The sequence below is a fragment of the Acinetobacter piscicola genome, from assembly GCF_002233755.1.
Lineage (GTDB): Bacteria > Pseudomonadota > Gammaproteobacteria > Pseudomonadales > Moraxellaceae > Acinetobacter > Acinetobacter piscicola.
Genome location: NZ_KZ268706.1, coordinates 1 through 25,778, shown reverse-complemented (window position 1 = coordinate 25,778; position 25,778 = coordinate 1). Strand labels below are relative to the sequence as shown.

24 protein-coding genes and 2 pseudogenes are annotated in these 25,778 nt (G+C 36.4%); 13 read left to right on the top strand and 13 right to left on the bottom strand.

The window, feature by feature from the left end; all coding sequences use genetic code 11:
• Positions 1-51: 51 nt before the first annotated feature.
• The 9 genes from CDA10_RS02715 to CDA10_RS02675 all read right to left on the bottom strand — a co-directional run bounded on the left by CDA10_RS02715 (position 52) and on the right by CDA10_RS02675 (position 8,706).
• The gene (locus CDA10_RS02715) at positions 52-1,083 is read right to left on the bottom strand and encodes a helix-turn-helix transcriptional regulator (protein WP_089603983.1); all 1,032 of its coding nucleotides are present in this window, start codon (positions 1,081-1,083) and stop codon (positions 52-54) included.
• A gap of 154 nt (positions 1,084-1,237) precedes the next feature.
• Entirely contained in the window at positions 1,238-1,687 is a 450-nt protein-coding gene (locus CDA10_RS02710; protein ID WP_089603982.1) for a MaoC family dehydratase, read from the bottom strand.
• A gap of 365 nt (positions 1,688-2,052) precedes the next feature.
• A complete protein-coding gene (locus tag CDA10_RS02705; RefSeq protein WP_089603981.1) occupies positions 2,053-2,907 on the bottom strand; it encodes an FkbM family methyltransferase in 855 nt (284 codons plus the stop codon).
• Between the two features lie 64 nt (positions 2,908-2,971).
• Entirely contained in the window at positions 2,972-3,310 is a 339-nt protein-coding gene (locus CDA10_RS02700) for an antibiotic biosynthesis monooxygenase (protein ID WP_089603980.1), read from the bottom strand.
• 82 nt (positions 3,311-3,392) lie between these two features.
• Positions 3,393-3,881: a GNAT family N-acetyltransferase gene (locus tag CDA10_RS02695; RefSeq protein WP_089603979.1), complete on the bottom strand. Its 489-nt coding sequence runs from the start codon at positions 3,879-3,881 to the stop codon at positions 3,393-3,395.
• A 210-nt stretch (positions 3,882-4,091) separates the two neighbouring features.
• On the bottom strand, positions 4,092-5,291 hold the full coding sequence (locus CDA10_RS02690) for an acyl-CoA dehydrogenase family protein (protein WP_089603978.1): 1,200 nt from the start codon (positions 5,289-5,291) through the stop codon (positions 4,092-4,094).
• 35 nt (positions 5,292-5,326) lie between these two features.
• The gene (locus CDA10_RS02685) at positions 5,327-6,613 is read right to left on the bottom strand and encodes an acyl-CoA dehydrogenase family protein (protein ID WP_171333937.1); all 1,287 of its coding nucleotides are present in this window, start codon (positions 6,611-6,613) and stop codon (positions 5,327-5,329) included.
• A 255-nt stretch (positions 6,614-6,868) separates the two neighbouring features.
• On the bottom strand, positions 6,869-8,245 hold the full coding sequence (locus CDA10_RS02680) for an ABC1 kinase family protein (protein WP_089603976.1): 1,377 nt from the start codon (positions 8,243-8,245) through the stop codon (positions 6,869-6,871).
• A 155-nt stretch (positions 8,246-8,400) separates the two neighbouring features.
• On the bottom strand, positions 8,401-8,706 hold the full coding sequence (locus tag CDA10_RS02675; RefSeq protein ID WP_089603975.1) for a hypothetical protein: 306 nt from the start codon (positions 8,704-8,706) through the stop codon (positions 8,401-8,403).
• A gap of 204 nt (positions 8,707-8,910) precedes the next feature.
• Between CDA10_RS02675 and CDA10_RS02670 the strand changes: the two genes are divergently transcribed.
• From CDA10_RS02670 to CDA10_RS02650, 5 genes are all read left to right on the top strand, one after another.
• A complete protein-coding gene (locus CDA10_RS02670) occupies positions 8,911-9,276 on the top strand; it encodes a DUF4124 domain-containing protein (protein WP_157909339.1) in 366 nt (121 codons plus the stop codon).
• 430 nt (positions 9,277-9,706) lie between these two features.
• A complete protein-coding gene (locus CDA10_RS02665) occupies positions 9,707-10,081 on the top strand; it encodes a lysozyme inhibitor LprI family protein (RefSeq protein WP_089604105.1) in 375 nt (124 codons plus the stop codon).
• A 122-nt stretch (positions 10,082-10,203) separates the two neighbouring features.
• Positions 10,204-11,214, top strand: coding sequence for a 50S ribosomal protein L3 N(5)-glutamine methyltransferase (prmB, locus tag CDA10_RS02660; protein ID WP_089603973.1), 1,011 nt, complete (start codon positions 10,204-10,206; stop codon positions 11,212-11,214).
• Positions 11,215-11,226: 12 nt separating this feature from the next.
• Positions 11,227-12,321 (top strand): chorismate synthase, encoded by a 1,095-nt coding sequence (gene aroC, locus CDA10_RS02655; RefSeq protein ID WP_089603972.1) that lies wholly within the window; start codon positions 11,227-11,229, stop codon positions 12,319-12,321.
• A gap of 51 nt (positions 12,322-12,372) precedes the next feature.
• Entirely contained in the window at positions 12,373-13,029 is a 657-nt protein-coding gene (locus CDA10_RS02650) for a DUF6988 family protein (protein WP_089604104.1), read from the top strand.
• 51 nt (positions 13,030-13,080) lie between these two features.
• Here the strand turns inward: CDA10_RS02650 and CDA10_RS02645 are convergent, their stop codons facing one another.
• The gene (locus CDA10_RS02645; protein ID WP_089603971.1) at positions 13,081-13,551 is read right to left on the bottom strand and encodes a hypothetical protein; all 471 of its coding nucleotides are present in this window, start codon (positions 13,549-13,551) and stop codon (positions 13,081-13,083) included.
• Positions 13,552-13,756: 205 nt separating this feature from the next.
• A complete protein-coding gene (locus CDA10_RS02640) occupies positions 13,757-14,485 on the bottom strand; it encodes a CTP synthase C-terminal region-related (seleno)protein (protein ID WP_089603970.1) in 729 nt (242 codons plus the stop codon).
• Between the two features lie 385 nt (positions 14,486-14,870).
• Here CDA10_RS02640 and CDA10_RS02635 point away from each other — a divergent pair, with 385 nt between their 5' ends.
• The gene (locus tag CDA10_RS02635) at positions 14,871-15,101 is read left to right on the top strand and encodes a hypothetical protein (RefSeq protein WP_089603969.1); all 231 of its coding nucleotides are present in this window, start codon (positions 14,871-14,873) and stop codon (positions 15,099-15,101) included.
• 80 nt (positions 15,102-15,181) lie between these two features.
• Here CDA10_RS02635 and CDA10_RS02630 read toward each other — a convergent pair whose 3' ends face one another.
• Both CDA10_RS02630 and CDA10_RS02625 read right to left on the bottom strand, forming a co-directional pair.
• A complete protein-coding gene (locus tag CDA10_RS02630; RefSeq protein ID WP_089603968.1) occupies positions 15,182-15,625 on the bottom strand; it encodes a universal stress protein in 444 nt (147 codons plus the stop codon).
• A gap of 68 nt (positions 15,626-15,693) precedes the next feature.
• The gene (locus CDA10_RS02625) at positions 15,694-16,155 is read right to left on the bottom strand and encodes a universal stress protein (protein ID WP_089603967.1); all 462 of its coding nucleotides are present in this window, start codon (positions 16,153-16,155) and stop codon (positions 15,694-15,696) included.
• Between the two features lie 312 nt (positions 16,156-16,467).
• Here CDA10_RS02625 and CDA10_RS02620 point away from each other — a divergent pair.
• The 7 genes and pseudogenes from CDA10_RS02620 to CDA10_RS02590 form a co-directional block, all read left to right on the top strand.
• Positions 16,468-17,052 (top strand): annotated as a pseudogene (locus tag CDA10_RS02620) (lysozyme).
• A 202-nt stretch (positions 17,053-17,254) separates the two neighbouring features.
• Complete coding sequence (locus CDA10_RS02615; protein WP_089603966.1) at positions 17,255-19,858, top strand: type VI secretion system Vgr family protein; 2,604 nt, start codon at positions 17,255-17,257, stop codon at positions 19,856-19,858.
• On the top strand, positions 19,858-20,823 hold the full coding sequence (locus CDA10_RS02610; RefSeq protein ID WP_228704585.1) for a hypothetical protein: 966 nt from the start codon (positions 19,858-19,860) through the stop codon (positions 20,821-20,823). The genes CDA10_RS02615 and CDA10_RS02610 overlap by 1 nt, the downstream gene beginning before the upstream one ends.
• Positions 20,816-23,758, top strand: coding sequence for a T6SS effector BTH_I2691 family protein (locus CDA10_RS02605; protein ID WP_089603965.1), 2,943 nt, complete (start codon positions 20,816-20,818; stop codon positions 23,756-23,758). The genes CDA10_RS02610 and CDA10_RS02605 overlap by 8 nt, the downstream gene beginning before the upstream one ends.
• Positions 23,759-23,772: 14 nt before the next feature.
• A complete protein-coding gene (locus CDA10_RS02600; RefSeq protein WP_089603964.1) occupies positions 23,773-24,612 on the top strand; it encodes a putative type VI secretion system effector in 840 nt (279 codons plus the stop codon).
• Complete coding sequence (locus tag CDA10_RS02595) at positions 24,612-25,439, top strand: putative type VI secretion system effector (protein WP_089603963.1); 828 nt, start codon at positions 24,612-24,614, stop codon at positions 25,437-25,439. Before CDA10_RS02600 ends, CDA10_RS02595 begins: the two co-directional genes overlap by 1 nt.
• Positions 25,439-25,778, top strand: a pseudogene (locus CDA10_RS02590) (putative type VI secretion system effector); the annotation flags it as partial. The gene CDA10_RS02595 and the pseudogene CDA10_RS02590, both read left to right, overlap by 1 nt.

The following is a 25,778-nucleotide window of genomic DNA, read 5'->3' as shown; positions in this document are numbered from 1 at the left end:
AAAACAAAAAGCAGAGATACTGATAACCTTATTCATTCAAGCAAATAATGCTTATAAATATGGATCTTTACGCCAACTGCTTGGACTACGACCACTCCAACGCTTGAAAGCGCGACTGAAGTTCGCAACATCGCTATAACCCAATTCATCTGCGATTTGCTCAAGCGTATAATCTGTTCTTGAAAGTAGCGATGTCGCATGACGATAGCGGACTTCATCGACCAATGTTGAAAAAGATGTTCCCTCAGCAGCTAGCTGTCTTTTGAGGGTTCGATCTGACATATGTAGTCGGTCGGCGACATTCTCAATACTTAAATAATGCTGTTCTGAATGGGTCAAAATATCACGAACACGCATCGCTAAACGACGTCTTTCACCCAACGCAGAAAGCTCTGCTTCACATTGGTTAATTGCAATTTGACTGGCAATAGGATCTGCATTGACCATTTTCAAACCTAAATATGCTTTATCAAAACTTGCAATGAGGTGAGGTTGGTCAAAACTCATGTTGTAACGAGTTGCTAATTTTTCTATATATTTATCAAAACCTTCTGGTTTTGGAAAATCAAAATCGATATCACCATGTAAGCTTTCAATACCTGTTAAAGCCTTTGCCATGGTCATAATACCGAAGGTAAGACCCATCACGATTTCAGTACGTAAAGGTTCAATATCAATATCACATTGCAATTGTAATGTTGCTTTTTCTCCAAAAGTAGAGAAATACAATTGTAAAAAAGGCATGCGTAACTGGATAAAACGGTTCGCGAGTACCAAGGCATCGGTAATATCATGCGCCGTCATAATGGCATAGCCGATAAAACCGTGAATCGAAATACGCATTTGCGTACCCAAGTGGTAACCAAGGGTCGTTTCACCTGTTAATTTTAATGCATGTTTAACTAATTCATTGGCAAGGGGCGTCGGAATTCGACACTCAGGTTCTGCCAATTGCTCACTGGTAAAATTAAAAGGTGCAAAAAGCGTTTCTGCGCTATAACCCCAGCGAGAAACAATATCTAATACTAATAGTCCATATACACCAGGAATTCCCTGATCTTGGCGACCTGAGACTGTCTTCATTTGCTATCCGTTGCTCTCAACATGTGCTTTACTTCATTCCTTGTTTGTTTAATTTTGGCCTACATCGCAGGCTATTGATAAAATGTCTACAAACCCTAAATATATTGTCATGGAATATGTAAAAAATACTCAATATTGTAAGACAAATTGAGAATTAATGAGCATCAAAATCACGTTTAAATACCACTATTTTGGTGGTTGAAATCAATAAAACATCATCGTGCTGATTTTTGGCTTGCGTTACATAAGTCACAATAGCACGATCATTTTTAGTTCTTGATGGCGTAATAGAAACAATTTCAACTTCAACATGTATTTTATCGCCAACACGGGTTGCTTTTGGCCATCTTAAACTTGATTCAGAACCAATTAATCCATAGGCAACAGGGAAGCATTCCGTCCAAAGACGCATTGTTACCGCAGAGGTGTGCCATCCACTGGCTGCCAATCCTTTGAAAATAGGGTGATCTTTGGCTTTTTCTACATCGGTATGGAAAACTTGAGGGTCATATTTGTTAGCAAATTCTAAAATTTCTTCAAGCGTCATTTCATATTCACGACTGGTGAAACGATCGCCGATATTGATATCTTCTAAATACAACATGATCTAAATTTTCCTCTATTTTTGGCACAACGTACAAATATATTACTTTAAATACGATTTCATAACAGAACCTTAGTCTGATAAAAAATTAAAGTTTTTATCTACTAGACTTCTTGTGTAAGTCGAATTGTGATGAACATTTATTTATAATTGAAGTTCCCTCTCCTTTTAAAGGAGAGGGTTAGGGTGAGGATTTATATGATAAATTTCCCTCATCCTAACCATCTCCCTGAACTATATGGCGCAAGAGAAGGGACTTTTCAATATTAATTTCGATCGTTTTTTGCCTTTTGTAAAATATCTATTCAATGAATTAATTCATCAGCGATATCATTGTAAAAAATCATTAAAATTGAGCTTTAAAATCAAGTTATATGACGTGAACTATTCAACATGTTGACATAAACTTGTTGCGAATGAGCAGGTAATGCAGCACGTTGTTCCAATAGATCTATACAGCGTAAAGTTAAATCAAAGGATTGATAACAACAGTGGGCAATCAATGCAAGATGCTTTAATTGTTCATCGCTGATATTTTGTGGTTGCGTAAAATCTCGAACGTAAACAATATCGGCTTCAAGTAATTGATTAACAGCCTGTAAAGGCTCATTTTCATATGTGAAAGGTGCGATTGGCCACTTTTTTATGGCTGCAAAACAATGCGGTATAAATCCCTGATTTCGCAGTTCAATATCAATTTCTCCAAAACTTGGCTGATTTTCATAAATCGTCACAAAGGATATTTCAGTTTGTATAGCAACAGCATTGTTGAGTTTTTCTCTGCCTGATCGGAAAACGGAAAGTTCTGTACCTTGTATATCGATTTTTAGAAAATCAAGCTGTTGTATTTCTTGAATATCATCTAACTGGCTTGTTGGGATAGAAATTCTTTCTAAGACAGTTGCATTTGTTTTTAATGCGACAAAATTGTCTAAGGTGTTCTGATTTGGCTCAAGTAAACTGGTCATACCCGAATATTGGCAAATTTTTAAAGTATGAGTATTTCCATCGCCAATGGCGTAGGGGAGATACTGTTCTAATTCACTTTTTTGTTGATTGAGCGTTGCTAAAGCTTCTACTTGAGGTTCAAAACCTGTGACTCTGCACAATTTTGATTGTAAAAGTGTTTTATAGGGCGGATCTCCATCGATTGGATTTGCACCAATATCCACAATTTCTGTTAAACGCAGTGGTTGTAATAAGTGAATGAGTTGATGCATATCATGTCCATAAGGTTATTTTTATCTCATCATTATTGATGAAGAAAACACATATATTTCTGATCTAAACAAATGCAAAGGGAAATTTATGTAGATAATCAGCTTCAACTTCGAGTTCTAAAACTGTTTCAGAATGCTGAATTGTTTTCTTCATAATTTCTCCCGCTTTTTTATAATCAGGATAAGTGTCCGCGTTCAGTCGATCAAATTGAACATTTTCCCAATGTTCCTGTGTAGGCCATTGTGCATAGCCAATATAATCGCCCGTTTTAGTATCTTTATGAAGTCGTGAACCTAGTGATCCTAGTAAAAGATAAATGCCTTCGGTGCGTACTTTCCATGCCTGTATAAAATCAGCTTCCATTCCTGCATGTATCTGAAAACGATATACGGCAATAAACATATGATTCTCTTTCTGATATTTTCTGAATGAACACAATTAATATAATTGAAATTTAAGAATATCCTAAATTGAAAATAGTGTTTTATTTAATCGTTTTTAACATCCAAATCTCACAAGCATGGCTATGTCCAGTATTCCCTTTGGGCTGCGAAAGATGCTCAAAACCTAATTTTTCATAAAGCTTGACCGCTTGCCAAAGTTCTTTAGTGGTTTCTAAATAACATGACTGAAAACCTTGCTGTTGAGCAAACTCAAAACTTTTTTCAAGAATCTGTTTCGCAAAACCAAGGCCACGTATTGCAGATGTAAAATACATTTTTTGAATTTCGAGAATAGAATCATCATCGTTTAATGGTGAAAGACCGCCGCCACCATGAATTTGGCCAGTTTCATCTTCAATAACCCAGTACCTTGCATGAGTTTGATCATAGACTGTATATAAATTGTCTAAAATCGGGTCGGCAACGGCAAAACCTGACTCAGGTGCTAAACCAAACTCTTGTGAAACATCACGAATAATTTGAGCAATTGCAGCATTATCCTTGGCTTGAATAGGCCTAATTTTAAACATTCAATAATCAATCTTAGAATTAAAAAAGAGATGAATTTTTATAGCAAAAAATTCATCTCTTGTGTTCGATATTAAATTTAACTGATTAAAAAGTTATCAATGATGTGCGGAGATTCATTCTCAAATCATTGATACATTAAAAATCTCTTTTCCCTGTGGAACAAAGAGCATGGTTCCACAAGACAAATGATAATAGAAGCTAAAAAATAGCTACTTCAATTCACTCGATGATTTTCCTAACTCACGACGTGCAATAATCAATTGTTGAATTTGTTGTGTACCTTCAAAAATATCAAGAATTTTAGAATCACGTGCCCATTTCTCTAGTAACTCCGTTTCGTTATAACCTAGACTTGCTGCTAATTCGACACATTTTAAAGTAATTTCATTGCCAATTCGCCCAGCTTTAGCTTTGGCAATAGACGCTTCACGCGAATTAGGCTTTCTGTTATCTGCCATCCATGTTGCCTTTATGGTGAGCAGACGAGCAGCTTCCCATTCAGCCTCCATACGATAAATTTGCGCTGCGATATTTGATGTTTGCAAATAAGGTGTTGCGTAGTTTGGGTCAAGTTCATCTTTAAAAATTTCTTTAATACGTTCTAATGATGCTTTAGCACAACCTACAGCCATTGCAGCAACTAAAGGGCGGGTATTATCAAAAGTTTCCATAACACCCGCAAAGCCTTTGGCTACATCAATTTCAGCATTCCCCAATAAGTTTGCAGCAGGCACACGACAGTCAATAAAACTGATTGCAGCAGTATCAGAAGCTTTGATCCCCAATTTATGTTCAAGCCTTTCAACTTTCATGCCTGGTGTACCTTTGGGTACTACAAAAGATTTAATCGCGGCACGACCGAGTTTTTTATCTAAAGTTGCCCAAACAACAACTGAATCGGCACGTTCACCTGAAGTCACAAAAATCTTTTCACCATTGAGAATATAGTCATCACCATCTTGAGTTGCTGTGGTACGAATTGCAGCAGAATCAGAACCACAACCTGGCTCAGTGATTGCCATCGCAGCCCATGTACTTTTAAAGCGCTCAAGTTGTTCATCATTGGCTACAGCGGCAATTGCGGAGTTCCCTAAACCTTGACGTGGCATGGATAGGAGTAAGCCTGTATCGCCATAGCACATCTCAATGATGCTTAGCGCAGTACTCATATTTACACCATTTTTATTGCCCACTTGAACATCACCACGCACATTTACAGCAGCACCTGCATTTAAACCTTCGCCACCATCATTCATACCATCAAGTAGTGATGCCAACATGTCTAATTCTTTTGGATAGGCATGTTCAGCTTTGTCATATTTACGTGAAATTGGACGAAGTACATTGAGTGCTGTTTCATGTGCTTGATCTAAAAGTACTTTGAATTTTTTTGGATTTTGTAAATTCATGATTGTTATCCTATTATCTGTTCATTTTTTTCAAATTAAGCATGTAAGCCTGAATGTAAAATGGCTGTAGCACGTAAATCACGATACCAACGTTCAGCAGGGTGTTCTTTGGTAAAGCCATGACCCCCTAAAATTTGCACACCGTCAGTACCGATTTTCATGGTTTTTTCAGCACACAATAAACGTGCTAAATAAGCTTCTCGATGGAAAGGTTGCCCAGCCTCGGCAAGGCTTGCTGCATTGAGTGTCAACATGCGCATGGCTTCAATTTCAATCGCCATATCTGCAATCATGAATGCAACACTTTGACGATGTGAAATAGGCTCACCAAATGCAGTGCGTTCATTGGCGTATTGAATGCAATATTCTTTCGCAGCTTCACATGTCCCGACAGCCATTGCACACCACATTAAATTACCTAAATCAAGGAAAGCAGGGTAATTAAAGTCTTCATCACCAAGACGTTGCGCAGGGCTATTGTCAAATTTTAAAGTTACTGTTTCTGTTGCCTTAAGTCCCATTGCAGATGATTTTTGTACAGTAATGCTTTGATCACGATTTACGACAAAAACATCGGCTTTACCATTAAAATCAGCACTGACTAAGAATACATCGGCTGTTTCACCGAGCATGACTAAGGTTTTTTCACCTGTAATGCTTAACTGTCCATGATTTGAAATAGCTTTGGTTTTTAATTTCATAGGGTTAAATGCAGCAGTCGCTTCTTGTACTGCAAAACTGGCTTGAATTTCAGTGTCATTTGCAAAGCTTGGTAAATAAGTTGCCTGAATCTCTTCTGAACCCCATTGAGTGATCGCGTTAATTACGCTAAATGTTGAAAGCAAACCTGCTGCAAGTGAAAAATCACCTTTAGCTAAACGTTCTGCAATGAGAATGTTACTTACAATGTTTTTTTCTGAAGCCACTCCACCTAAAGCTTCAGGAAGTGCATAGTAATTTAGACCCAGATCGGTACTGTATTGCCAAAGCTGAATTGGGAATTTTTCATCATGATCTGCTTGGTGAGCAAGAGGATAGAGAACTTCGGATGCAAATTGATCCATTGCATCTACGGTCATTTGTTGTTCTTCAGTTAAGCTTAAGTCAAATAATGATTTCGACTGATTGGGTAAACGCTGTTTTGATACATTAGAATCTGATTTGAATGCTTTTTGAGTTGCAGTGAGTGTTTTAAAACCAGCTTTAGAGCCTTGATAAAGTGATTTTTCGACAAATTTTCGAAGTTTAAATTGATCAAGTAAGTCGCTACCTGCAATTTTTGTTATTAAGTTTAAGCCCAACCCCTGAGCTTTATTGACCATGTTTGTCATTCCGTCGTACCCTGTTTTTTGTATTGGTATAGCAACATCCTGACATGCAAAAAAATAAAAAACTATGTCAAAGCTGACAAAGTCATTGACCTTAGATAAGTGGTTAAAGGGTGCTTAAACTTGTATTTAATCTATTGTATTTTAAATGTTATTTAGAAATAAAAATACCCAACAAAAGTTGAGTATTGACAAATCTGACATTTAATTTAAATGATTAGATTCTATTTGAAATAGAAAATTTAGCTTTTATTTAAAAAAGGGAGTGACCATTTTACGTACATTGGTTTTAGCATCAATCACGGTCATAAATGTGTAAGCACCAATAAATTTACGGCTAATAAACATAAACTCTTTTGGTGGAATACTAAAGTAACGTGAAGCCATCGATTTAGATGCACGTTGCATAACACGACTATGTAATTGACTCTTTTTCCAGTCATATCGGTTTTGTTCATCCATCACACCAGCAGGTAGGTCAGGATTGTTTAATAGTGTGCTGAATGCTTCTGTGGCAAGAAGAAAGACTTTAGCCATATCAGGTTTAATGCTTAATGGCATTTCGTCGAAAAATTCATAGCCTGACATTGAATGAACCATTTCTTGGCTATCATGGTCATAACCTGATTTGATTAAATTACGTGCAACTTGAAGAAGTTGTGCATCAAATTGGCGAATTGCACCAAAATCTAACAAAATGATTTTATCTTTAATCTCTTCACCATTGCCTAAACGAACCAAGTAGTTACCAAAGTTCGGATCGGTTTGCATTTCACCCCATTCAAACAGCTCACGAACTGCGATTTCGAGTGAAGATTCACCGAGTAAATTACGACGCTCTTGTGGTAAAGACAGCATGACAGGGCTATTGATCGGTACACCACGTTCAAAAGTCATACATAGAACTTGGTCAGTACAATAATGATCAATCACTTGTGGAACGACATAACGTGCATCTGTTTTAAGTCTTTCACCAAAACGACGAGTAGTGTCAGCTTCTAAATGATAGTTAACTTCACGATGCATCATTTCACGAACTTCATCAAACCATTGATCAAATTCACGTGTTTGTGGAACCATACGTGTGAGTTTGAGCATGTTTTTAAACAAGCTCATATCTGAATCAATCGCATTAGCCACGCCAGGGTATTGGACTTTGAGTACCAATTCCAAGCCATCTGATTTTCGAGTGGCGCGATGAACTTGGGCCAGGGAAGCTGTCCCTATAGGCTCATGATCGATGGTTAGGTCGTCAAGCTTAGAACCTAATTGGCTGATTAATTGTTCTTTAATCGCTGGCCAAGCAAGTGCAACGGTTTGATTATTCAGTGTATTCAGTGCTTGAGTGATTTCTTCAGGTAAAAAGTGCTCACCATAAAGCGCCATCATTTGACCAATTTTAACAATTGAACCTTTAAGTTTACCTATTTCTTGAACAAGATAATTGGCTTGTTCTTTCATGGCTTGCTTACGTTTCTTTTCTTTCTCTTCTTCACTTGAAAACATTGAACTAGCACTTGAAGCCGCCCAGCGTGTTCCCGCTAACAATGACGCTTTTGCAATTGATAAGCGACGATCCATTGAAGAGGTTTTTAACTGTTTGAGCTTTTCGTTCTGATCTGACATGAAGATAAAATCCTTATAGAGATTCGAAAAGATGATGAATTGTGAAGAATATTACATGCAATAGCGCTATTTAAATAGTTCAAATCGCTAAACGGAGCGATATATTTTTACTTTCATTGATTTGAATCGCACATTTAGCAGAATTATTTTGAAGTTCACATTCTATATTGAATTTTAATCTCTTTTTTGAGCATTAAAGATTGTTTATTCGTTTCAATATGATGTGTAATCATGTCTTGAACACTTCGATTTGTAAATCCAAGTGCATAACCTTTTACAATGATAATGCTAGGTAGGCTAAAGAAAAAGTATTTCACATCGTCAAGTGAAGGCGTTTCATAGACACCGAGTGCAGTTAAGGTATTTTGGAAAAACTGTTTTTCAGTTTGAACAGATGGGTTTGATTCATCATCCCACCATGATTGACGCATCGCTAAAAGGTTGTTGTGTTTGTAGCTCATAAATTGCCTGAGTTCTGCATAAGTTTAAAACTTATTGCTATATATAAAGGTCAATATTGGTAATTTCAAGTGAAAGGTTGGATTTTAAGAACTGCATCACATATAAAATTATTTTTAGGATTAAAGTTGTTGATTTGTTTTAAAAATAAACAATAATGAATAAGAAAATAAATCTAAAAAACTTAGATGCGTGGTGGGTGCGTAGTGAAACAAATTTTAGGGGTGGTTGCATTGTTGTATGTACAAAGCACATTAGCAGAAGTTTATACCTGTACCAATAAAGGTCATACGGTATATCAGGGTAAACCGTGTACAGGTTCAGCATCAAAAAATAGTTTAAATCATGCGCAAGCTTCGTTGAGCGATGCGCAAAAATATCAACAATGGAAAGCTACACGAGAGCCCAAAGTAGGAATGAAAGGTGATCAAGTCATTAAAACTACAAACTGGGGAGCACCAGAGCGAAAAAGATCCTATACCACGTCAAGAGGTAAAGATGAAACTTGGTATTACCCTGAATTAGGTTATATCACATTAAAAAATGGGGTGGTGATATCCATTAGCCAATAGATCGTGATATGAGTACAGAGGATAAAAGCTAATTTAACGTCAGTTCGGGATAAACTCTAGTGTAAGTTATTGAAAAGATTGATCAGGCGCAGCGGAGTCTTATCGTTTAAAGTCAAATGTAAGGATTAACCTTCGGTTCGACCTACTTTTCTTTCGGGAAAAGTAGGCAAAACCATTTGTCAGTCGCCAACTCGACAGATACCATCAAGTACCTAATATATTGCAAAAACAGTATATTGTAGATGTAGCTCGGCCTCGAACAATGCGACTGACGTTTCCGCGTATCATATAGTTGGGAATATATCTTATCCCGAGCTCAGGTTAATTTAATCATTCACTTTCTTATTGATTGTATTTTTTATTAAATCTTTTAAACTGAATGCGATGAAATACTTAAATTAAAATAATGATTTTTGATAGGGAAAATTTAATGTCGTTAAAATACTTGGGGTTAACAGTAGCTTTACTATTGCCAATGCCTATTTATGCAATGGGGTATAGTTCCGACTATCTAGCTTGTGTCAGTTCTAGAAGTGCAAGTTATGCAAACTGTGCAAAAGATGAGTTCAAGTTTCAAGACGACCGTGTAGAAACATTATTTAAGAAAACTTTAGTTTTATATTCAGGAAAAGAAAAGAAAGCACAAAAAAAATATCAAAAACAATGGGTTAAATCTAGGGATCAGCGTTGTGATGAAACAAATAAGTCCGTATCAGAAGTTTATAAAAGTAAATATTACACTTGTGCTTTGAAAGAAACAGTCAACCGAGCAAATATGCTAGAAAGACTTTCATTCAGATTATAAAAATTTATTGTTTTGGGATCTGTTTTGAAATCAGATCGTGAAAAAGTTTGAAAGCATTATAAAAGTCACTCAAAACAAGGTATCATAAGCTGTTTAAAAATATGACCTTGGAGAAACCTTAAGTGGATCGACCGACTATTAGCCCTGAACATTTACAGGAAGCTGCTGAAAACTTAACAACAATTCGTGATTTTATTCGCTTTGGTGTTACAGCATTACGTCAATACGATGCACATTTAGGTCAGGGTACAGAAGATTATTTTGCTGAAAGTTCAGCTCTGGTTTTGCAAACAATGTCACTAGAATGGAAAGCAGATGCTGAAATTCTGGATGCAAAATTATTACCAAGTGAAAAAGCAGAATTTTTAAGTCTTTTAGAACGCCGTATCAACGAAAAAGTTCCGACATCTTATTTATTGAATTTAGCTTATTTCTGCGATAAACCTTATTATGTCGATGAGCGTGTATTGATTCCACGTTCACCAATCGCAGAATTGATCAATAATCGTTTTGCACCTTATTGTTTAGACGAAAATGGTCAAACGCGTGAAGCGAATAATCAATTACCTGAAAATGCACGAGCTAAAACGCCACAACGTATTTTAGATATGTGTACAGGTTCAGGATGTATCGCGATAGCATTGGCTTATGCATTCCCTGATTCAGAAGTAGATGCAACAGATATTTCTAAAGAAGCCTTAGAAGTTGCCTCAATCAATACGGAACACCACGATAAGCAATATCAAGTGGCATTACTTGAATCGGATTTGTTTGCAAAAATCCCTGCTGAAAATCAATATGATTTAATCGTTTCAAATCCTCCATATGTAGATGCAGAAGACATGGCGGATTTACCTGATGAATTCCACCATGAACCTGAACTTGCACTTGCAGCAGGTCAAGATGGTTTAGATTTAGTGCGTAAAATGTTAGCACAAGCAGCAGATTATCTGACTGAAGATGGCTTAATTGTGATTGAAGTGGGTAATTCGGAATGGGCAATGCGTCAAAACTTTAATACAGTTGATTTCTATTGGTTACAGTTCCAAAACGGTGGTTCAGGTATTTTTGCTTTAACTGCTGCGCAATGTCGTCAATATCGTGATTTATTTATTCAATCTACTCAAGTTTAAGGAGTCGTCAGCATGGCCGGTAATAGTATTGGACAACTCTTCCGTGTAACGACTTGTGGTGAATCTCATGGCGCTGGCTTGATGGCCATTGTGGATGGCGTTCCACCAGGACTTGAATTGTGCGAAGCAGATTTACAAAAAGATTTGGATCGACGTAAACCCGGAACATCTAAGTTTGCGACACAACGCAAAGAACCTGATGAAGTTGAAATTATTTCAGGGGTTTTTGAAGGTAAAACTACAGGTACATCGATTGGTTTATTGATTCGCAATACTGACCAAAAATCAAAAGATTACGGTAATATTGCGCAAACATTTCGCCCTGGTCATGCAGATTATACCTATACGCAAAAGTATGGTTTCCGTGATTATCGTGGTGGTGGGCGTTCTAGCGCACGTGAAACAGCTATGCGCGTTGCCGCAGGTGCAATTGCCAAAAAGTATTTAGCTGAAAAATTCGGTATCGCTGTTCGTGGACATGTCACTCAGATTGGAACAGAAGTTGCAGAAGTTCTGGACTGGAATGAAGTTCCAAACAATCCTTTTTTCTGTGGCGATGTTGAGGCTGTACCACGTTTTGAAGCTTTAGTTACTTCACTTCGTGAACAAGGAACAAGCTGTGGTGCGAAACTCGAAATTTTAGCGGAAAAAGTACCTGTGGGTTGGGGTGAACCTGTTTTTGATCGCTTAGATGCAGATATTGCCCATGCCATGATGTCAATCAATGCCGTTAAAGGTGTTGAAATTGGAGATGGCTTTGCAGTAGCAGGTCAGTTTGGTCATAAAACACGTGATGAATTAACCACAGATGGTTTCTTGGCGAATCACGCAGGCGGTATTTTAGGTGGGATTTCTTCTGGTCAAACCATCCGTGTTGCGATTGCGTTAAAACCAACGGCTTCAATTACCACACCGGGTAAAACGATTAATATCAATCGTGAAGATACCGACGTTTTGACCAAAGGTCGTCATGACCCATGTGTAGGCGTTCGTGCTACACCGATTGCAGAAGCCATGCTTGCGATTGTTTTAATGGATCACTTTATGCGTCACCGTGCGCAAAATGCTGATGTTGTTGCACCATTTGCACCGATTGAACCGAAGTAGTTGTTTAATTTAAGGCCAGATTTCGATCTGGCTTTTTTTGCAAGGAAGTTTATGAATTTATTTGATAAATCAATGGAAATGATTGATGAGCTATATTTAGAACTAGAACAATCATATTTTATAGATGGTGGAATACGTTTAGATTTAGTTTACCAATGTTGTAATTTATCAATCGATCATGGTATTGCTGTAAAAACTCTATTAAAAGATAAACTAATTACATCTGCTTTAGCTTTATTTAGAATTCAGTTTGAATCAGTTGTACGAGCATATTGGTTATTAATGGTTGCATCAAATAACGATGTATTGAAACTACAAGTCTCATCGATAGATGATTTATTCAGAAATTATAAAATACCTATGGTATCGGCAATGATTGATGAATTAAGCCATGTCCAAGAAATTAGTCATATAGTTGAACAGTTCAGACAATTTAAATTTTATTCGATGAATCATTTAAATAACATTGTCCATTCCGGAAGCCATTCTATTATTCGTAGACAAGTTGGATTAGATGATAGGCAAATCGCTATAGTTATTAAACAATCTAATAATTTTACGATAATGGTTGCTCAAATTTTATTGAGACATGGATCTAAAGAAAAGTATATTCATCAATTACATAGTGTGTATCGTGAATGTTTTCATATGGAGGAAGATATTTCAAATGAAGAAAAGGCTAAAATTGATGCAATGTATAAAAAGTAAAAACCAGACATCTAGTCTGGTTTTTTATTTGTTAAATGTTAACGATTCAAATTATTGTGTAATTTGACCTGTATAACCTTTTAAGAATGTTAAGTAAGCAGATGATTGTTGACCATTTGCTTTTAAAAGAGGACGTTCAATATCACCTTGGTCAGTGACTAATTTGAGTGTGATTTCTTTTCCATTACGGAAAGAGTTTAAGAAACTCACTGGAACATTGATCGAGTTAGATGAAGTTTGTCCAATATATTGCGTTGGGTTAATGGTTGAATAAGCATAAGGTTGACCATCAACTAAAAATACAAATTGTTTAATGTCGTATTTATTTGAATTATTGATTTCAGCTGTAATTTTAAATCCATTACGTTTTTCTTCATTCCAACGCATTGCAAGCTCAGGGCAAACTTCGTTTGCTTCACAGATTAAAGGTCCTTTGGTTACCACTTTTTCAGGGTAAGAACCTGCACAACCTACTAAAGTTAAACATGCTATAGAAGAAATTAAAGCAAATTGAAGTTTCATAACGCTTCCTATTCATTTGTGTTATTGCTTGTGCAGAATGTGTAAAATTTACCGTTTTTTAGTAAAAAAGTGAATCAATTTATTTCAATAGCCGTAGTAAAATTGTATTTATTCAATTTAATGAGTTATTTATGAACGATTAATCGAGTGCAGTAGGTCTGGTATTTCTGTTGTCTATACTTTTAGTTTTCTACATTAAAAAGTATTAGCCACTCTCTGCAAAGCGTACTACAGAATATTTTATTGCTGAAAGAAAAAAATGCTCAACTAGTGGATGTAAAGCCCCTTTAAGCGCACTACGTTCAGGTTGGAATGATGTTCCAATATAAAATGGATGGTCTATAAGTTCAAATGCACGAACCTCATCTAATAAATTAAAAGCTGAAAATTTAAATGATAGAGATTTAAATTGATTTAAATAATGATGGTTAAACCCAAAGCTACAATGAAATTGTTCTTCAAACTCAGTATTAGCATAAATTTGGGAAAGTAATGAATCTTTCATAACCATTATTTTTTCAGTTTTTTCAATAAGTGAACAAGACAACGGCAGAATAATTGGATTTATTGCATCAGAATTGATTTCTGCATGATCAGCATCATGAATAAAAAGAACATTCTTGGCATATTCAATAAGTGCATGCTGATAACCACCACAAGTACCTAAGAAAGGAATGTGTTGCGTTCTTATATAGAATAAGACATCTAAAACACCTTGAGTATTCTCATAAGGACTTGCTGGGACAATCCAAACAGCATCAAAATTAGAAAATTGAGAATGAATGTCTTGAGCGATATCAGAAGTTTGAACCCATTGATAAAACAGTTGATCTTTATATTTTTCTTTAGCAATTTGCATCGATGCAAGTATAGCTGTGTGTGCTAAAACTTGATCTGAATAATCCCCTAATAAACAAATATTTATTTTATTCATTGCATTTCCAAGATCTTTTAAATTTTTGAATATCTAAGTTATTAAACAATACTAAATTATGAGTCAAGTTTATATAAGGGTGAGGAAAATACTTCTTCAATCTAAGAAAATACAGACTTTGCAATAACGCTGTCATATTTTACTGAGATAATACATTCAATAAGAAAAAACTAAAGAGAATGACAAGAACTACAGCATTTGAATAATGATAATTTAGCGTAATCAGGCTGTACGTTTACGGTCGACCCACTTTAAATAAAGTGGGTTTTCTTTTTTTAGGGCTAATTGGGGAATAACTAAACAATTTAATGATTTTTTATATTTCAACTGTGCAAAAAAGTGATATAAATAAAAATAAAGTGCATATGAAAAAGGAGTGCGTTATATGAAAACTACAGTTAAGTATGTTGTCCTTAAAAGTAGAGAATACCAACTAGGCACACCTTTATTTGAAGAAAGTATAGAAGCCGATGCGAATTATTTCGACCAAATTCCAAATATAGTTCATTATCAAAATCATGATTTTAAAGTGAAATCTAAAGAATTAACACGTAAACAAATTTTTGATGATTTTGAGGAATCTCAAACCATATTGGTTAAAGTGATTGCTGTCTAAACCAACGCTTAAATCTAAAATGTTTGATTTAAAAATAAAAACCCACTTTACTCAGTGGGTTTGAATGAGCATATATAGAATTACTGTTTCACAATCAAAACAGGCAACTGTGTTTGACCCAAAACATCTTGAGCAAAACTACCTAGAAAGAACTTTTGAAAGCCTTTCCGACCATGAGAACCAATCACAATAAGATCTGCTTTTAATTCCTCAGCGGTTGTTACGACTGTTTCAGCAGAAACAGCATCTTTAACCACTTGAGTGCTGATAGTAATGCCTTGTTGTTGCGCAATTTGTTCTGCTTTGACTAAAGATTCTTCTGCATTTTTAACAGCTTCCTTAACGTAATCCTTCAACATTGCAGAAGTGTAGTAAAAGTCTGCTGCTGCAAACGGGTCTTCAGATACAACACTAATAGCAGTTACTTTACTTCCAAAAGCTTTGGCTATTTCTGCTGCATGTTGAATTGCAGAATAAGAAATATCAGAACCATCAATTGGAACAAGAATATGTTGATATGACATGAGGAAATCTCCTATTTATTTTCAATAAATCAATCTATTAATCACTAAAATCCACGACATATGAGCTATTAATCAATCCCATTAACCGATTTAATAATCAATACAGGCAAGGGACTGATAGACAATACCTCTTGTGCAACGCTACCTAAAAAGAATTTTTTGAAACCAGTGCGACCATGTGAACCCATGACAATTAGATCTGCATTCAATTCATCCGCTGCATTTAAAATACCTGTTGCAGGTGGAACTTCTCTAACAATTTTAGTATCGACGGCACTTACACCATGGTGGATTAAGGTTTCTTGAACGTCTTTTAAGCGATTGACTGCATTCTGTTCTGCTTCCATTAAGTATTGGGTAACAGCAGGAGCAACTTTATAAAAATCGACCCCCTTAAATGGATCAACAGCAACCACGCTCGTCACCGTTATTTTACAATTCAAAGCAATTGCGAGTTTTTCTGCATGTGCGATAGCAGCATAAGAAATAGGAGAATCATCTATTGCGAGAAGAATGTGTTTATAAAGCATAATATTTCTCCTTAATTTTTAATTGTTCACTTATTTATTGATAGCACATTAAACATAGTAGAACAATTCAAAATCTGGGTATTTCTTTGAACAAAATTGTAGTATTAGCAATGTTATGTGATATACACATACTTTTTGTATGGTTTTATTCTTAGATACTTGAAAATCTCTTATTTTTTGAATAAGGAAAATAATGTTATTGATGTCAGTCTTTGGAAATACTTAAGATAGTTTTTACAAAATTTATCGTATAAAGATTTTATATTGATAAAAAGAACGCTTAAAATACAAGTAATTTTATTGAGTTAAATTATGAATATATCGTTTTCTACAATCATTTCAAAATTGATCTCAGCAATTTTTAACTCAAAAAAACATCATTCAAATAATGATTTTGCAATTGCTGTTGATCAAGCATCAAATCAAAATATTGGTTATGCGCAGGATAGGGTAGCTCAGATTAGTGAAAAAGGCGTTCAACTGATTTCTAACTTTGAAGGCTTACGCTTAAATGCTTACCAAGACAGTGTAGGTATTTGGACAATCGGATTTGGTACAACGGTTTTTCCGCATGGACAGAAAGTACAAGATGGCGACTGTTGTACGATTCAACAAGCTCAAAACTATATGTTTCATGATTTAAAACGGTTTGAAACTGCTGTATTTAAAGCTGTACAAGTACCATTAAATTAGCATCAATTTGATGCATTAGTATCGCTAACATATAACATTGGTATTGGTGCTTTTCAGAGTTCAACCTTATTGAAGCTTTTAAATACTGGGAACTATGCTGCTGCAAGTGATCAATTTGATGTTTGGATTAAAGCGGGTGGGAAGACTGTTCAGGGTTTGGTCAATCGTCGAGCGATAGAAAAAGCATGCTTTTTAGGTCGATAATGAGAAAGTCTTAAAAAATTTAATTTCTAAATAAAATAAGTAGAAAACTATAATAATAACTGCAATTAAAATACATGAAAAATCAAACAAATATTATTTTATTACAATGGTTTATGTTGAAAAATAATGATTACAACAATTGCTATAAGCTCATAATAATGTTAAGTTTGGCTAATAAATAATAATCAATCAAGAGTCACCAATGTACAATAATATTTATACCGCCCTAGAACGCATTGGACTCACTGCACAAAAACGCGCCATACACCTAAAATTCAGCAATAACCACTTAAACCAACAAGTCTTTCTACAACATATCGAAGGCACACATGCCCTCAACTCAGGCATCAAACTACAACTCATCTGCCTATCGACCAACGATAAAATCCCATTAAAACAATTCATTGCCAGCCAAGTCGCGATCGACATAGTGACAGATCGATCCGAACTGACACGAACTTCAGGCATCATCACCCAAGCAGAAATAGGCGCAAGTGATGGCGCACTCACGATTTATCGCCTCACCGTTGAAGACCCAACCGCACTGTGGAAACACAGAAGAAATTCACGCGTGTTTATGAATAAAACAGCGATAGACGTCATCCAAATACTATTTAAAGAATGGCAATCCAAAAGCCCCTTATTCGCATCCAGCCTCAGCCTAGACCTAAGTGGACTCTGCAAAGACTACGACGTACGTCCCTTTATAATGCAGTACAATGAACGTGATATATGTTTTATTCAAAGACTGCTTGCTGAAGAAGGAGTAAGTACATTAATAGACGAAGCCCAACTCAGCGTACCGCATACAAAACACCCCATCCAAGCACAAAACCTCAGACTGATTGACAATAACAGCGCATACAAATCCCTAGAACGCCGCAACATCCGCTTCCACCGTAGCAGTGCCGTCGAACAAACAGACAGCATTACCCACTTTATTGGACAACGCTCAATCCAACCCACAGCAGTACACCTGCAACGCTGGCAAGCGGACATTCTCGATATTGAAGAAGGTGTAGGCTCAGTCCTAAGCAAACAACAACACAGCGACAACCAAGACAACAGCCGACTCTCCCTTGAACAAGCATGGTATTACAGTCCGGCATGGATACCCGACCTAAATGGCACAGATGGCGTAAGCCCATCAGGTAATCGCCAAATCGAAAAAATTAACGACAACCTCAACAACTACCACAGCCTACAAGCCAAACAATTCACAGCCACATCCACAGTACGAGATGCCCACGTCGGCTACTGGTTCGAATTCACCGAACATCCAGAAATAGAACAACATACAGACGCAGACAACGAATTCCTGATCACCGCAAAAAGCTTCTACAACCAAAACAACTTACCCAAAGACCTCAACGACCAAATCAACCACTTACTTAAACAAAGCCATTGGCAAAGCAATAAGCAAAACAACACAGAACAACGCCAAGCCAACACCCTGACCCTACAACGTCGCAACATTGCTATAGTTCCAGAATACCACCCACTCAAACAGCGTCCAATCGCACACCCACAACGCGCCAGAGTGGTTGGGCCGAGTGGCGAAGAAATCCATGTCGATGAATGGGGACGCATCAAAGTCCGCTTCCTATTTACCCGCAATGAAGACCACAGCCATGATAGTGGCGCAGGTGCGAACGACAACGATACCGACTCGGCTTGGGTTGATGTACTGACCCCATGGGCAGGCGAAGGCTATGGCGCCAGATTCCTCCCTCGTATAAACGAAATCGTGGTGATCGACTTCTTTGAAGGCGATATCGATCGACCCTTTGTCACAGGACGCATCCACGAAGGACAACGCCAACCGACCCAATTCGATAACACAGGCAAACTACCCGCAACCAAAAAACTGGCAGGGATCAAAAGCAAAGAATACCAAGGCACAGGCTACAACCAACTGCGCTTTGACGACACAAAAGGACAAATCAGCAGCCAACTCCACAGCAGTCATGGTACAAGCCAACTCAACCTTGGTAAACTGAGCCATCCGAAAACCCAAGCAGAAAGCGAAGACCGAGGCGAAGGTTTTGAACTGAGAACCGAACACTGGGGAGCAGTACGAGCAGGACAGGGCTTACTGATCAGCACCGATGCACAACAACAGGCGCAAGGCGACCACCTTGATGCAGCACAGGCCAAACAACAACTCGAACATAGCCAAAGCAACACAAAAGCACTGAGTGAAATTGCCAAAAACCAACACATAGATGAAATAGAATCGATTCAACAACTCAAAGCCTTTGCCAGTGAAATCAAACAAGACATTGCTAAATTTAACAAAGCTTTATTACTACTTAACTCACCCGATGGTATTGCACTCACAACACAAGAAGATATTCATTTCTCGGCAGATGGACAGATTAACCATTATGCAGGGAACAGCATTAATGTCAGTACACAGAATAATTACATCGTACATGCCCTAAACAAAATGAGCTTGTTTTCAATACAGGACGTTAAGTTCGTTGCAGCTCAAGGCAAGTTCAGTATTCATGCCCAATCGAATGGGATGGAGATCTTCGCCAAATTAGACATGAAAATCAGTTCTGTAGATGGTCAGATTGTGATTAGTGCGCCGAAAGGGGTATCGATTACGACTGATCATGGACAAATTAAATTGGATGATGCGGGAATTACATTGATCACGGATCTTGTGTTGGAACATCGAGGTGGGCAGCATGTGTTTACTTCACCTGAGTCTGTGAATTTACCTGCAATAAATTTACCAGATTGTTCAGCAAAACAAGGGCAAGCGGCGCAGAATGGTGCTGCAAAGGTGGCTTTATAATGCAAAAACATTATTTGAAGCGGACAGAAATAACACAAGAATCAAATACAGTTGATGCTGTTTATAATGAAATGGAGCAATTATTTAATCAACATAATCGACTTTTAGTTTTATTGGATGAAACGCTAGTACCGAATATATTTGATGATTTAAAGCAGAATTTGAATAGTGATAACATTATTTACTTACCTTTAGCTTTAGGAAATAGTTATAAAGATACCCAACTATTTTTTATTGAAATCATTGATGTAGAAGTACTTAAAAATGTTGGGCAAGAGCTTGCTGAACATATAGTAAATAATCGTAAAGTAGAGAATGATCGGTATCTTGTACATGGTTTTGGAACGACTCATTTTAAGAATAATGAATTAAATGATAGGTTTAAGAAAAGCTTAGTTGTAGATGATATTGAATCTAAAATTTTATTCAGATGGTATGACCCAAGAGTAATGATTTATTTAGATGCTATTTTTAATGAAAGTTATATGAATAGCTTATTTGGCATGTTTAGTTCATGGCGTTTTATTCATCCTACAGGTAATTTTCATTGGGAAAAAACAAATGAGAAAAAATGGGTAAGTTACTCGATAAGGAAAATAAACCAACAGCAATCTTTGGCTTTAGATCTGATTGAAATTTGCAATTTGGTTTTTAGAAAGTCTAGTGAATTTGATCAGATTGACATTAATAAAATTGAACCTAAACAAATACTTAAAAATTTGTATCTAGCACATGAGCAGTATCAGATTACAGGGTATGCCGATTTAGTTACGTATGGTTTATATAGCGAAGTCTTAGGTCGCCACTTTATGAAGCATCCATATGTAGAAAGTGTTTTAAAACAATGTTGGAAAACTGAGCCTGAAAATTACAATTTTACGGAAGCTATGGATTTCATCGCTGAAGAATATTGGGGTTCGATAAAAAATGATTTAAATCTTTTAATGGATGGTCATCATGGCTAATAATAAAAATAAAACTCCAGTCTATAAACCTTTTGGACATTTGGAAGAAATCCAAGCAACAACAACGTCTAAAAATGACGCAACCTTTGCTGGCACATTGAATAAATATGGGGCTGTTGATAAATCTAGCCGTAAAATTGAAATAGATACAGGCGGCAAGATCAAAGAAATGACCCAACAAGCTGTGGGTGCAAATCAGCAAACATCTACAGCAAAAGGTGGTGCAAATAAATGTAATTTTTGCCGAAAACCTGGCTTACAAATTTTACCTTTGCGTTATAGCGTCACGCAGACAAAAGCACCAGAACTTTCTGGTTTATTGGGTAAAAATGTAAAAAATATCGCTTTATCTTATTCAAAATATACAACGGAAATGATTGATTCTGGCTATGTTTATGCGATGGTGAAGCGTAAAAAAGGCTTTGAGTGGATTGGTTATATTGTTACGCCATTAGGTCATTTATCCTCTTTTCCCCTAGATAAAACTGCACCAGCGAAAGTACAAGAATTTTCTTGTAATGGAAATGAACATGCTTTGTTTTCCTCATTTGTCACAGTTGAATATATTGCATCGAACTTGGCTGAGAAAGTTTATTTAATTTATACGCATGTCCCAATGACCAAGGCGAAAAGAGATGAGTATCAAAAAAAAGCAGATGAATATGTACGTTTAGGTCGCTGGCAACAGGTGGATGTAGCGGCTTGGGCAGGAGGTTCATCACAACAAGCGCATTGTTTAAATGCTCAAACCTTAAAAGGTGCAATTGATCAACCGTTAACGTTTGGTGCAAGCCGATGGGGTAAAATTTTAACGAAATTTAATGAAAAACCGAAAGCCTTTGCTTCTATTGCGTTGTATGACCCTATTGGGATCACGGTTAAGTTAAATGATTACAGAAATGAAGCCTATGCACCTGTAGATGATTACTTAGAAGCAAAAGATAAAAATGGGATGAGCAATCAAAGAAAATTAGATGCTGTGCAACGTTTAGATACGTTGAAAGGAAGTTTAGAGCAAAAAGCACATCAATCTATTTTAACAAATGCTCAAAATACGGCATCTCGAATTGATTATTTAGAAACAAAAGATCGGTTTTATTTAAATGTTATAGATACACAAATTGCGGATGCAAAAAAAGCCAGAGATTTTGCCGAGGTCGCAAGGCTTGAAAAAAGTCGAGATATTATGATTCAAGATCATAAACGAAAAGTGAATGCGCAAAATCAACAATATGGAATAGAAAAGCAATCTCGACTGGAAAAGTTAAAAGCAGACTTTCAAGTCTGTGAAGACAATATCGATTTTAAAGAAGCAGAAGCGTTTAAACAGGAAGCAGCAGGGAAATATAGTACTGCGCTTCATGTTGCTAACCAGCGTGCGCAAGAGCATTTAAATTGGATTAATTCAGAAAGCTTACTTGATGCTTTGGATGTATATGATGATCATGATTTGCAAAATGGTTGTGCGTTTAAAGCGCATGTCGCGAGTATGCTTTTTGGGATGGAAGGTGCTACAGCAAGTGCTGAAAAAATAGATAGTTGGATCAAAAAACCTGAATTTGAGCGTAAAAATCTTTTTATACGTGGTTTATATAGCAACCAACTCGAAGCGAAAGCTAAGCATGATGATGCTAAAAAATACGCCACTGATTTTACTGCTGTTGGCATCAAAGCTACAAAATTATTGGTAGATTTTTTAAAGAAAACTGATTCTGCTTGGGATGAATGGGCGAGAAATCAGGATAAAAATAATACTTGGAATGTAAAGTTCTTCAAACCTGAAAAGAAAGTGATGCTCTATGTCTCCAACTTTGCTCGTGTTGTTTTTAGGGCAGGTATGGGAAGTAATGCAGAAAGCCAATTTATAAGAGCAATTTCACAAAAGTTGCTTTTCGCTCAAATGGGTGAATTGGCATCTAAATTAGAATTTAATCATGTGGTCTATGGTATTAATCCCGAACAATTACCGCAACATACGGTAAGAGCAAACGTAGATGTAAATCAAAAAAACTTAGGCTTACTTTCTGCTCAAGCAGCAAAACAGGCGACCATTCAATCTTTAGATAGATTAATGGACGATGCAATGGCGAAAAAACAACAAGTAGCTCTAACCCTAGAAGAAATTGAAAAGACCGGTAGTAAAGGCATGGCAAACCATACCAATAACTACCATCAAGTCAGAGCATCTGGAATTTTGGTGTTAATCGAGTCGATTAATTTAGCCCATATGCTTAGTTCAGGAAAATATCAAAATGCAGCACAAATCGCAGCTTTAGTCGCATCTGTATCAGGATTATTGGCTTTTGGCTTGGATATTTTTTATGGATTGGCAAAAGGTGCTCGTGAGGTTGCCAGTCAGAGTGTTTATAGTGGAGCAGGTGCTGCTGCAACCAAAGGTGCAGCCAATATACAACGCGCAGGGATCAAATGGGCGGCAGGAAGTTTGAGTGCTTTTTCTGGAAGTATTACTTGTGGATTAGATTTTATAAAAGGTCAAAAATATGGTACTCAAGTTGGAGATATTAATCGTTCACTTAAATATCTTTATTATGTCAGAGGTCTAACTGGTGTTGTTAGTACTGTATTAGGAATATGTGCCGCTTTAACTTATATTGGCCCACTGATGAATTATTTAAAAGAAGTGGGAGGAAGCCCTGCGATTCAAAGGCTAGGAGCCCGACTTTTTGGTTCAACAGCAATGGTGGTATTGAATAAGGCTACACGGGAGATTGTTCGAAATGGACTCTTACGTGGTATTGCATGGGCATCAGGTATAGGTCTTGTTTTAACACTTGGGGAGGTTGCTATATTGATTTATATGGACTTTACCAAATTAGAGCGCTGGTGTAAGCATTCGACATTTAGAACATTGAAAACAAATAAATTAATGCCTGAACAGCAAGAAATAGAAGATTATCAGGCGCTTTTTGTATAAAAGGTAAAAATATAATGGGCTTTAAAAAAACTGATCAAATCATTGAAGAATTAGAAGCACGACTTTTTATCATCGAAGGTGAAGTCACAGATTTATTGACTCGTGAAACAATGCAGAATTTAAATGCCAGTACTCAATCTGTAACAGGTGCAATTGCAGTGGGATCTGTACTGGCTGGACAAATAGGCAATGCCGCCTTAGCCAGCTTTGCAGCCAGTGATGAAGGAATCGAAGTTAGTACATTTGTTGTAGAAATAACAGATAACAATAATGAAAAACATATTTTTAAAGGTTGTTTCCCTGTAGTGATCTTTAAAAAAGGCGATGTGGTTAAATTGATAGTAGAAGCGAATCCTTATGATCGAAAATACGACCGAGTGGCTGCTGTGATTGATCAAAAGAATCATTATATGTGGACAGGGCAAGAAGTCGTTAAGGGGAGGATGAAATATCGAATATTTGGAATGAAATTAATGGGAGGAATTAGTTTTTTTGCTTTTATTGTCTCCTTAGTTTTTGATTTTTTTATATCAGATTCAATAGCCCAAATGTTAATTAGTGATATTGGAATCCAAATAATTACTGTTATATTTATATTTATATTTATATTAATTGGTTGGAGAATAGGTGCAAGTTTTGATGAACAAAGTATCGAGTTAGAAGCCATTTTAAAAAAATTGGGTTTTTATAAACCGAGCCGAATGAATTTACAGGAATATGCTTTAAACGATTTAAGTTGGAAAAATAAAGAGGATAATAAAGGATATGGACATGAACGTTGGAAAGACTACACCTACCGTATAGATTTAGCTCAACAAGCTGATAAAGAAAAATATGGTAAGTCGGCAAAATAATGAGCTTTAAAAAAACTGATCAAATCATTGAAGAATTAGAAGCACGACTTTTTATCGTTGAAGGTGAAGTGACTGATTTGCTGACTCGTGAAACGATGCAGAACTTAAATGCGAGTACTCAACCTGCAACTGGTGCAATTGCTGTGGGTTCTGCACTGGCTGGGCAAATAGGCAATGCAGCTTTAGCCAGTTTTGCAGCAAGTGATGAAGGGATAGAAGTTAGTGCTTTTGCTGTAGAGATAACAGATAAAAATAATGAGAAACATATTTTTAAAGGTTGTTTTCCCGTAGTGATGTTTAAAAAAGGCGATGCGGTTAAATTGATAGTAGAAGCTAATCCTTATGATAGAAAATACGATCGAGTGGCTGCCGTGATTGATCAAAAGAACAATTATATTTGGACTAGTCAACAAATCATAAAAGGTAGAATGAGGTATCGAATATATGGGTTAAAGTTAATAATAACATTAGGAATTATTTCGATATTATTTGGAATCATTTCTATTACTTTAATGGGGGCTTTTGAAGCTTTGTTAGAGGACTATATATTAATAACCATTTTTGTAATTTGTATAACTTTTATTTTTATTGGTTGGAAAGTTGGTGCAAGTTTTGATGAACAAAGTATCGAATTAGAAGCTATATTAAGAAAATTAGGTTTTTATAAACCAAGTATGGCAAGTTTAAATAATTATTCAGTTTTTGCAATTAATCGGAAAAATAAAATAAAAATGGATGAATACCCTGATCGTTGGGAACAATATACATATCATTTAGATTTAGCCCAACAAGCCGATAAAGAAAAATATGGTAAGTCGGAAAAATAATGAGCTTTAAAAAAACAGATAAAATCATAGAAGAATTAGAAGCACGACTTTTTATCGTTGAGGGTGAAGTCACAGATTTATTGACGCGTGAAACGATGCAGAACTTAAATACCAGTACTCAATCTGCAACAGGGGCAATTGCAGTGGGTTCTGCACTAGCGGGACAAATAGGCAATGCCGCTTTAGCCAGTTTTGCAGCGAGTGATGAAGGAATCGAAGTTAGCGCTTTTGCTGTAGAAATAACAGATGAAAATAACGTAAAGGACGTTTTCAAAGGTTGCTTCCCCATAGTGATGTTTAAAAAAGGCGATGTCGTTAAATTGATAGTAGAAGCGAATC

Excerpts from the sequence above, each read along its gene's own strand:
- CDA10_RS02640 (WP_089603970.1), bottom strand. The coding sequence starts at position 14,485 with ATGAATAAAATAAATATTTGTTTATTAGGGGATTATTCAGATCAAGTT.
- CDA10_RS02685 (WP_171333937.1), bottom strand. The coding sequence starts at position 6,613 with ATGGTCAATAAAGCTCAGGGGTTGGGCTTAAACTTAATAACAAAAATT.
- CDA10_RS02690 (WP_089603978.1), bottom strand. The coding sequence starts at position 5,291 with ATGAATTTACAAAATCCAAAAAAATTCAAAGTACTTTTAGATCAAGCA.
- CDA10_RS02680 (WP_089603976.1), bottom strand. The coding sequence starts at position 8,245 with ATGTCAGATCAGAACGAAAAGCTCAAACAGTTAAAAACCTCTTCAATG.
- aroC (WP_089603972.1), top strand. The coding sequence starts at position 11,227 with ATGGCCGGTAATAGTATTGGACAACTCTTCCGTGTAACGACTTGTGGT.
- CDA10_RS02645 (WP_089603971.1), bottom strand. The coding sequence starts at position 13,551 with ATGAAACTTCAATTTGCTTTAATTTCTTCTATAGCATGTTTAACTTTA.
- CDA10_RS02595 (WP_089603963.1), top strand. The coding sequence starts at position 24,612 with ATGAGCTTTAAAAAAACTGATCAAATCATTGAAGAATTAGAAGCACGA.
- CDA10_RS02605 (WP_089603965.1), top strand. The coding sequence starts at position 20,816 with ATGGCTAATAATAAAAATAAAACTCCAGTCTATAAACCTTTTGGACAT.
- CDA10_RS02705 (WP_089603981.1), bottom strand. The coding sequence starts at position 2,907 with ATGCATCAACTCATTCACTTATTACAACCACTGCGTTTAACAGAAATT.
- CDA10_RS02665 (WP_089604105.1), top strand. The coding sequence starts at position 9,707 with ATGTCGTTAAAATACTTGGGGTTAACAGTAGCTTTACTATTGCCAATG.
- CDA10_RS02650 (WP_089604104.1), top strand. The coding sequence starts at position 12,373 with ATGAATTTATTTGATAAATCAATGGAAATGATTGATGAGCTATATTTA.
- CDA10_RS02625 (WP_089603967.1), bottom strand. The coding sequence starts at position 16,155 with ATGCTTTATAAACACATTCTTCTCGCAATAGATGATTCTCCTATTTCT.
- CDA10_RS02710 (WP_089603982.1), bottom strand. The coding sequence starts at position 1,687 with ATGTTGTATTTAGAAGATATCAATATCGGCGATCGTTTCACCAGTCGT.
- CDA10_RS02695 (WP_089603979.1), bottom strand. The coding sequence starts at position 3,881 with ATGTTTAAAATTAGGCCTATTCAAGCCAAGGATAATGCTGCAATTGCT.
- CDA10_RS02615 (WP_089603966.1), top strand. The coding sequence starts at position 17,255 with ATGTACAATAATATTTATACCGCCCTAGAACGCATTGGACTCACTGCA.
- CDA10_RS02600 (WP_089603964.1), top strand. The coding sequence starts at position 23,773 with ATGGGCTTTAAAAAAACTGATCAAATCATTGAAGAATTAGAAGCACGA.
- CDA10_RS02715 (WP_089603983.1), bottom strand. The coding sequence starts at position 1,083 with ATGAAGACAGTCTCAGGTCGCCAAGATCAGGGAATTCCTGGTGTATAT.
- CDA10_RS02630 (WP_089603968.1), bottom strand. The coding sequence starts at position 15,625 with ATGTCATATCAACATATTCTTGTTCCAATTGATGGTTCTGATATTTCT.
- CDA10_RS02700 (WP_089603980.1), bottom strand. The coding sequence starts at position 3,310 with ATGTTTATTGCCGTATATCGTTTTCAGATACATGCAGGAATGGAAGCT.
- CDA10_RS02675 (WP_089603975.1), bottom strand. The coding sequence starts at position 8,706 with ATGAGCTACAAACACAACAACCTTTTAGCGATGCGTCAATCATGGTGG.
- CDA10_RS02635 (WP_089603969.1), top strand. The coding sequence starts at position 14,871 with ATGAAAACTACAGTTAAGTATGTTGTCCTTAAAAGTAGAGAATACCAA.
- CDA10_RS02610 (WP_228704585.1), top strand. The coding sequence starts at position 19,858 with ATGCAAAAACATTATTTGAAGCGGACAGAAATAACACAAGAATCAAAT.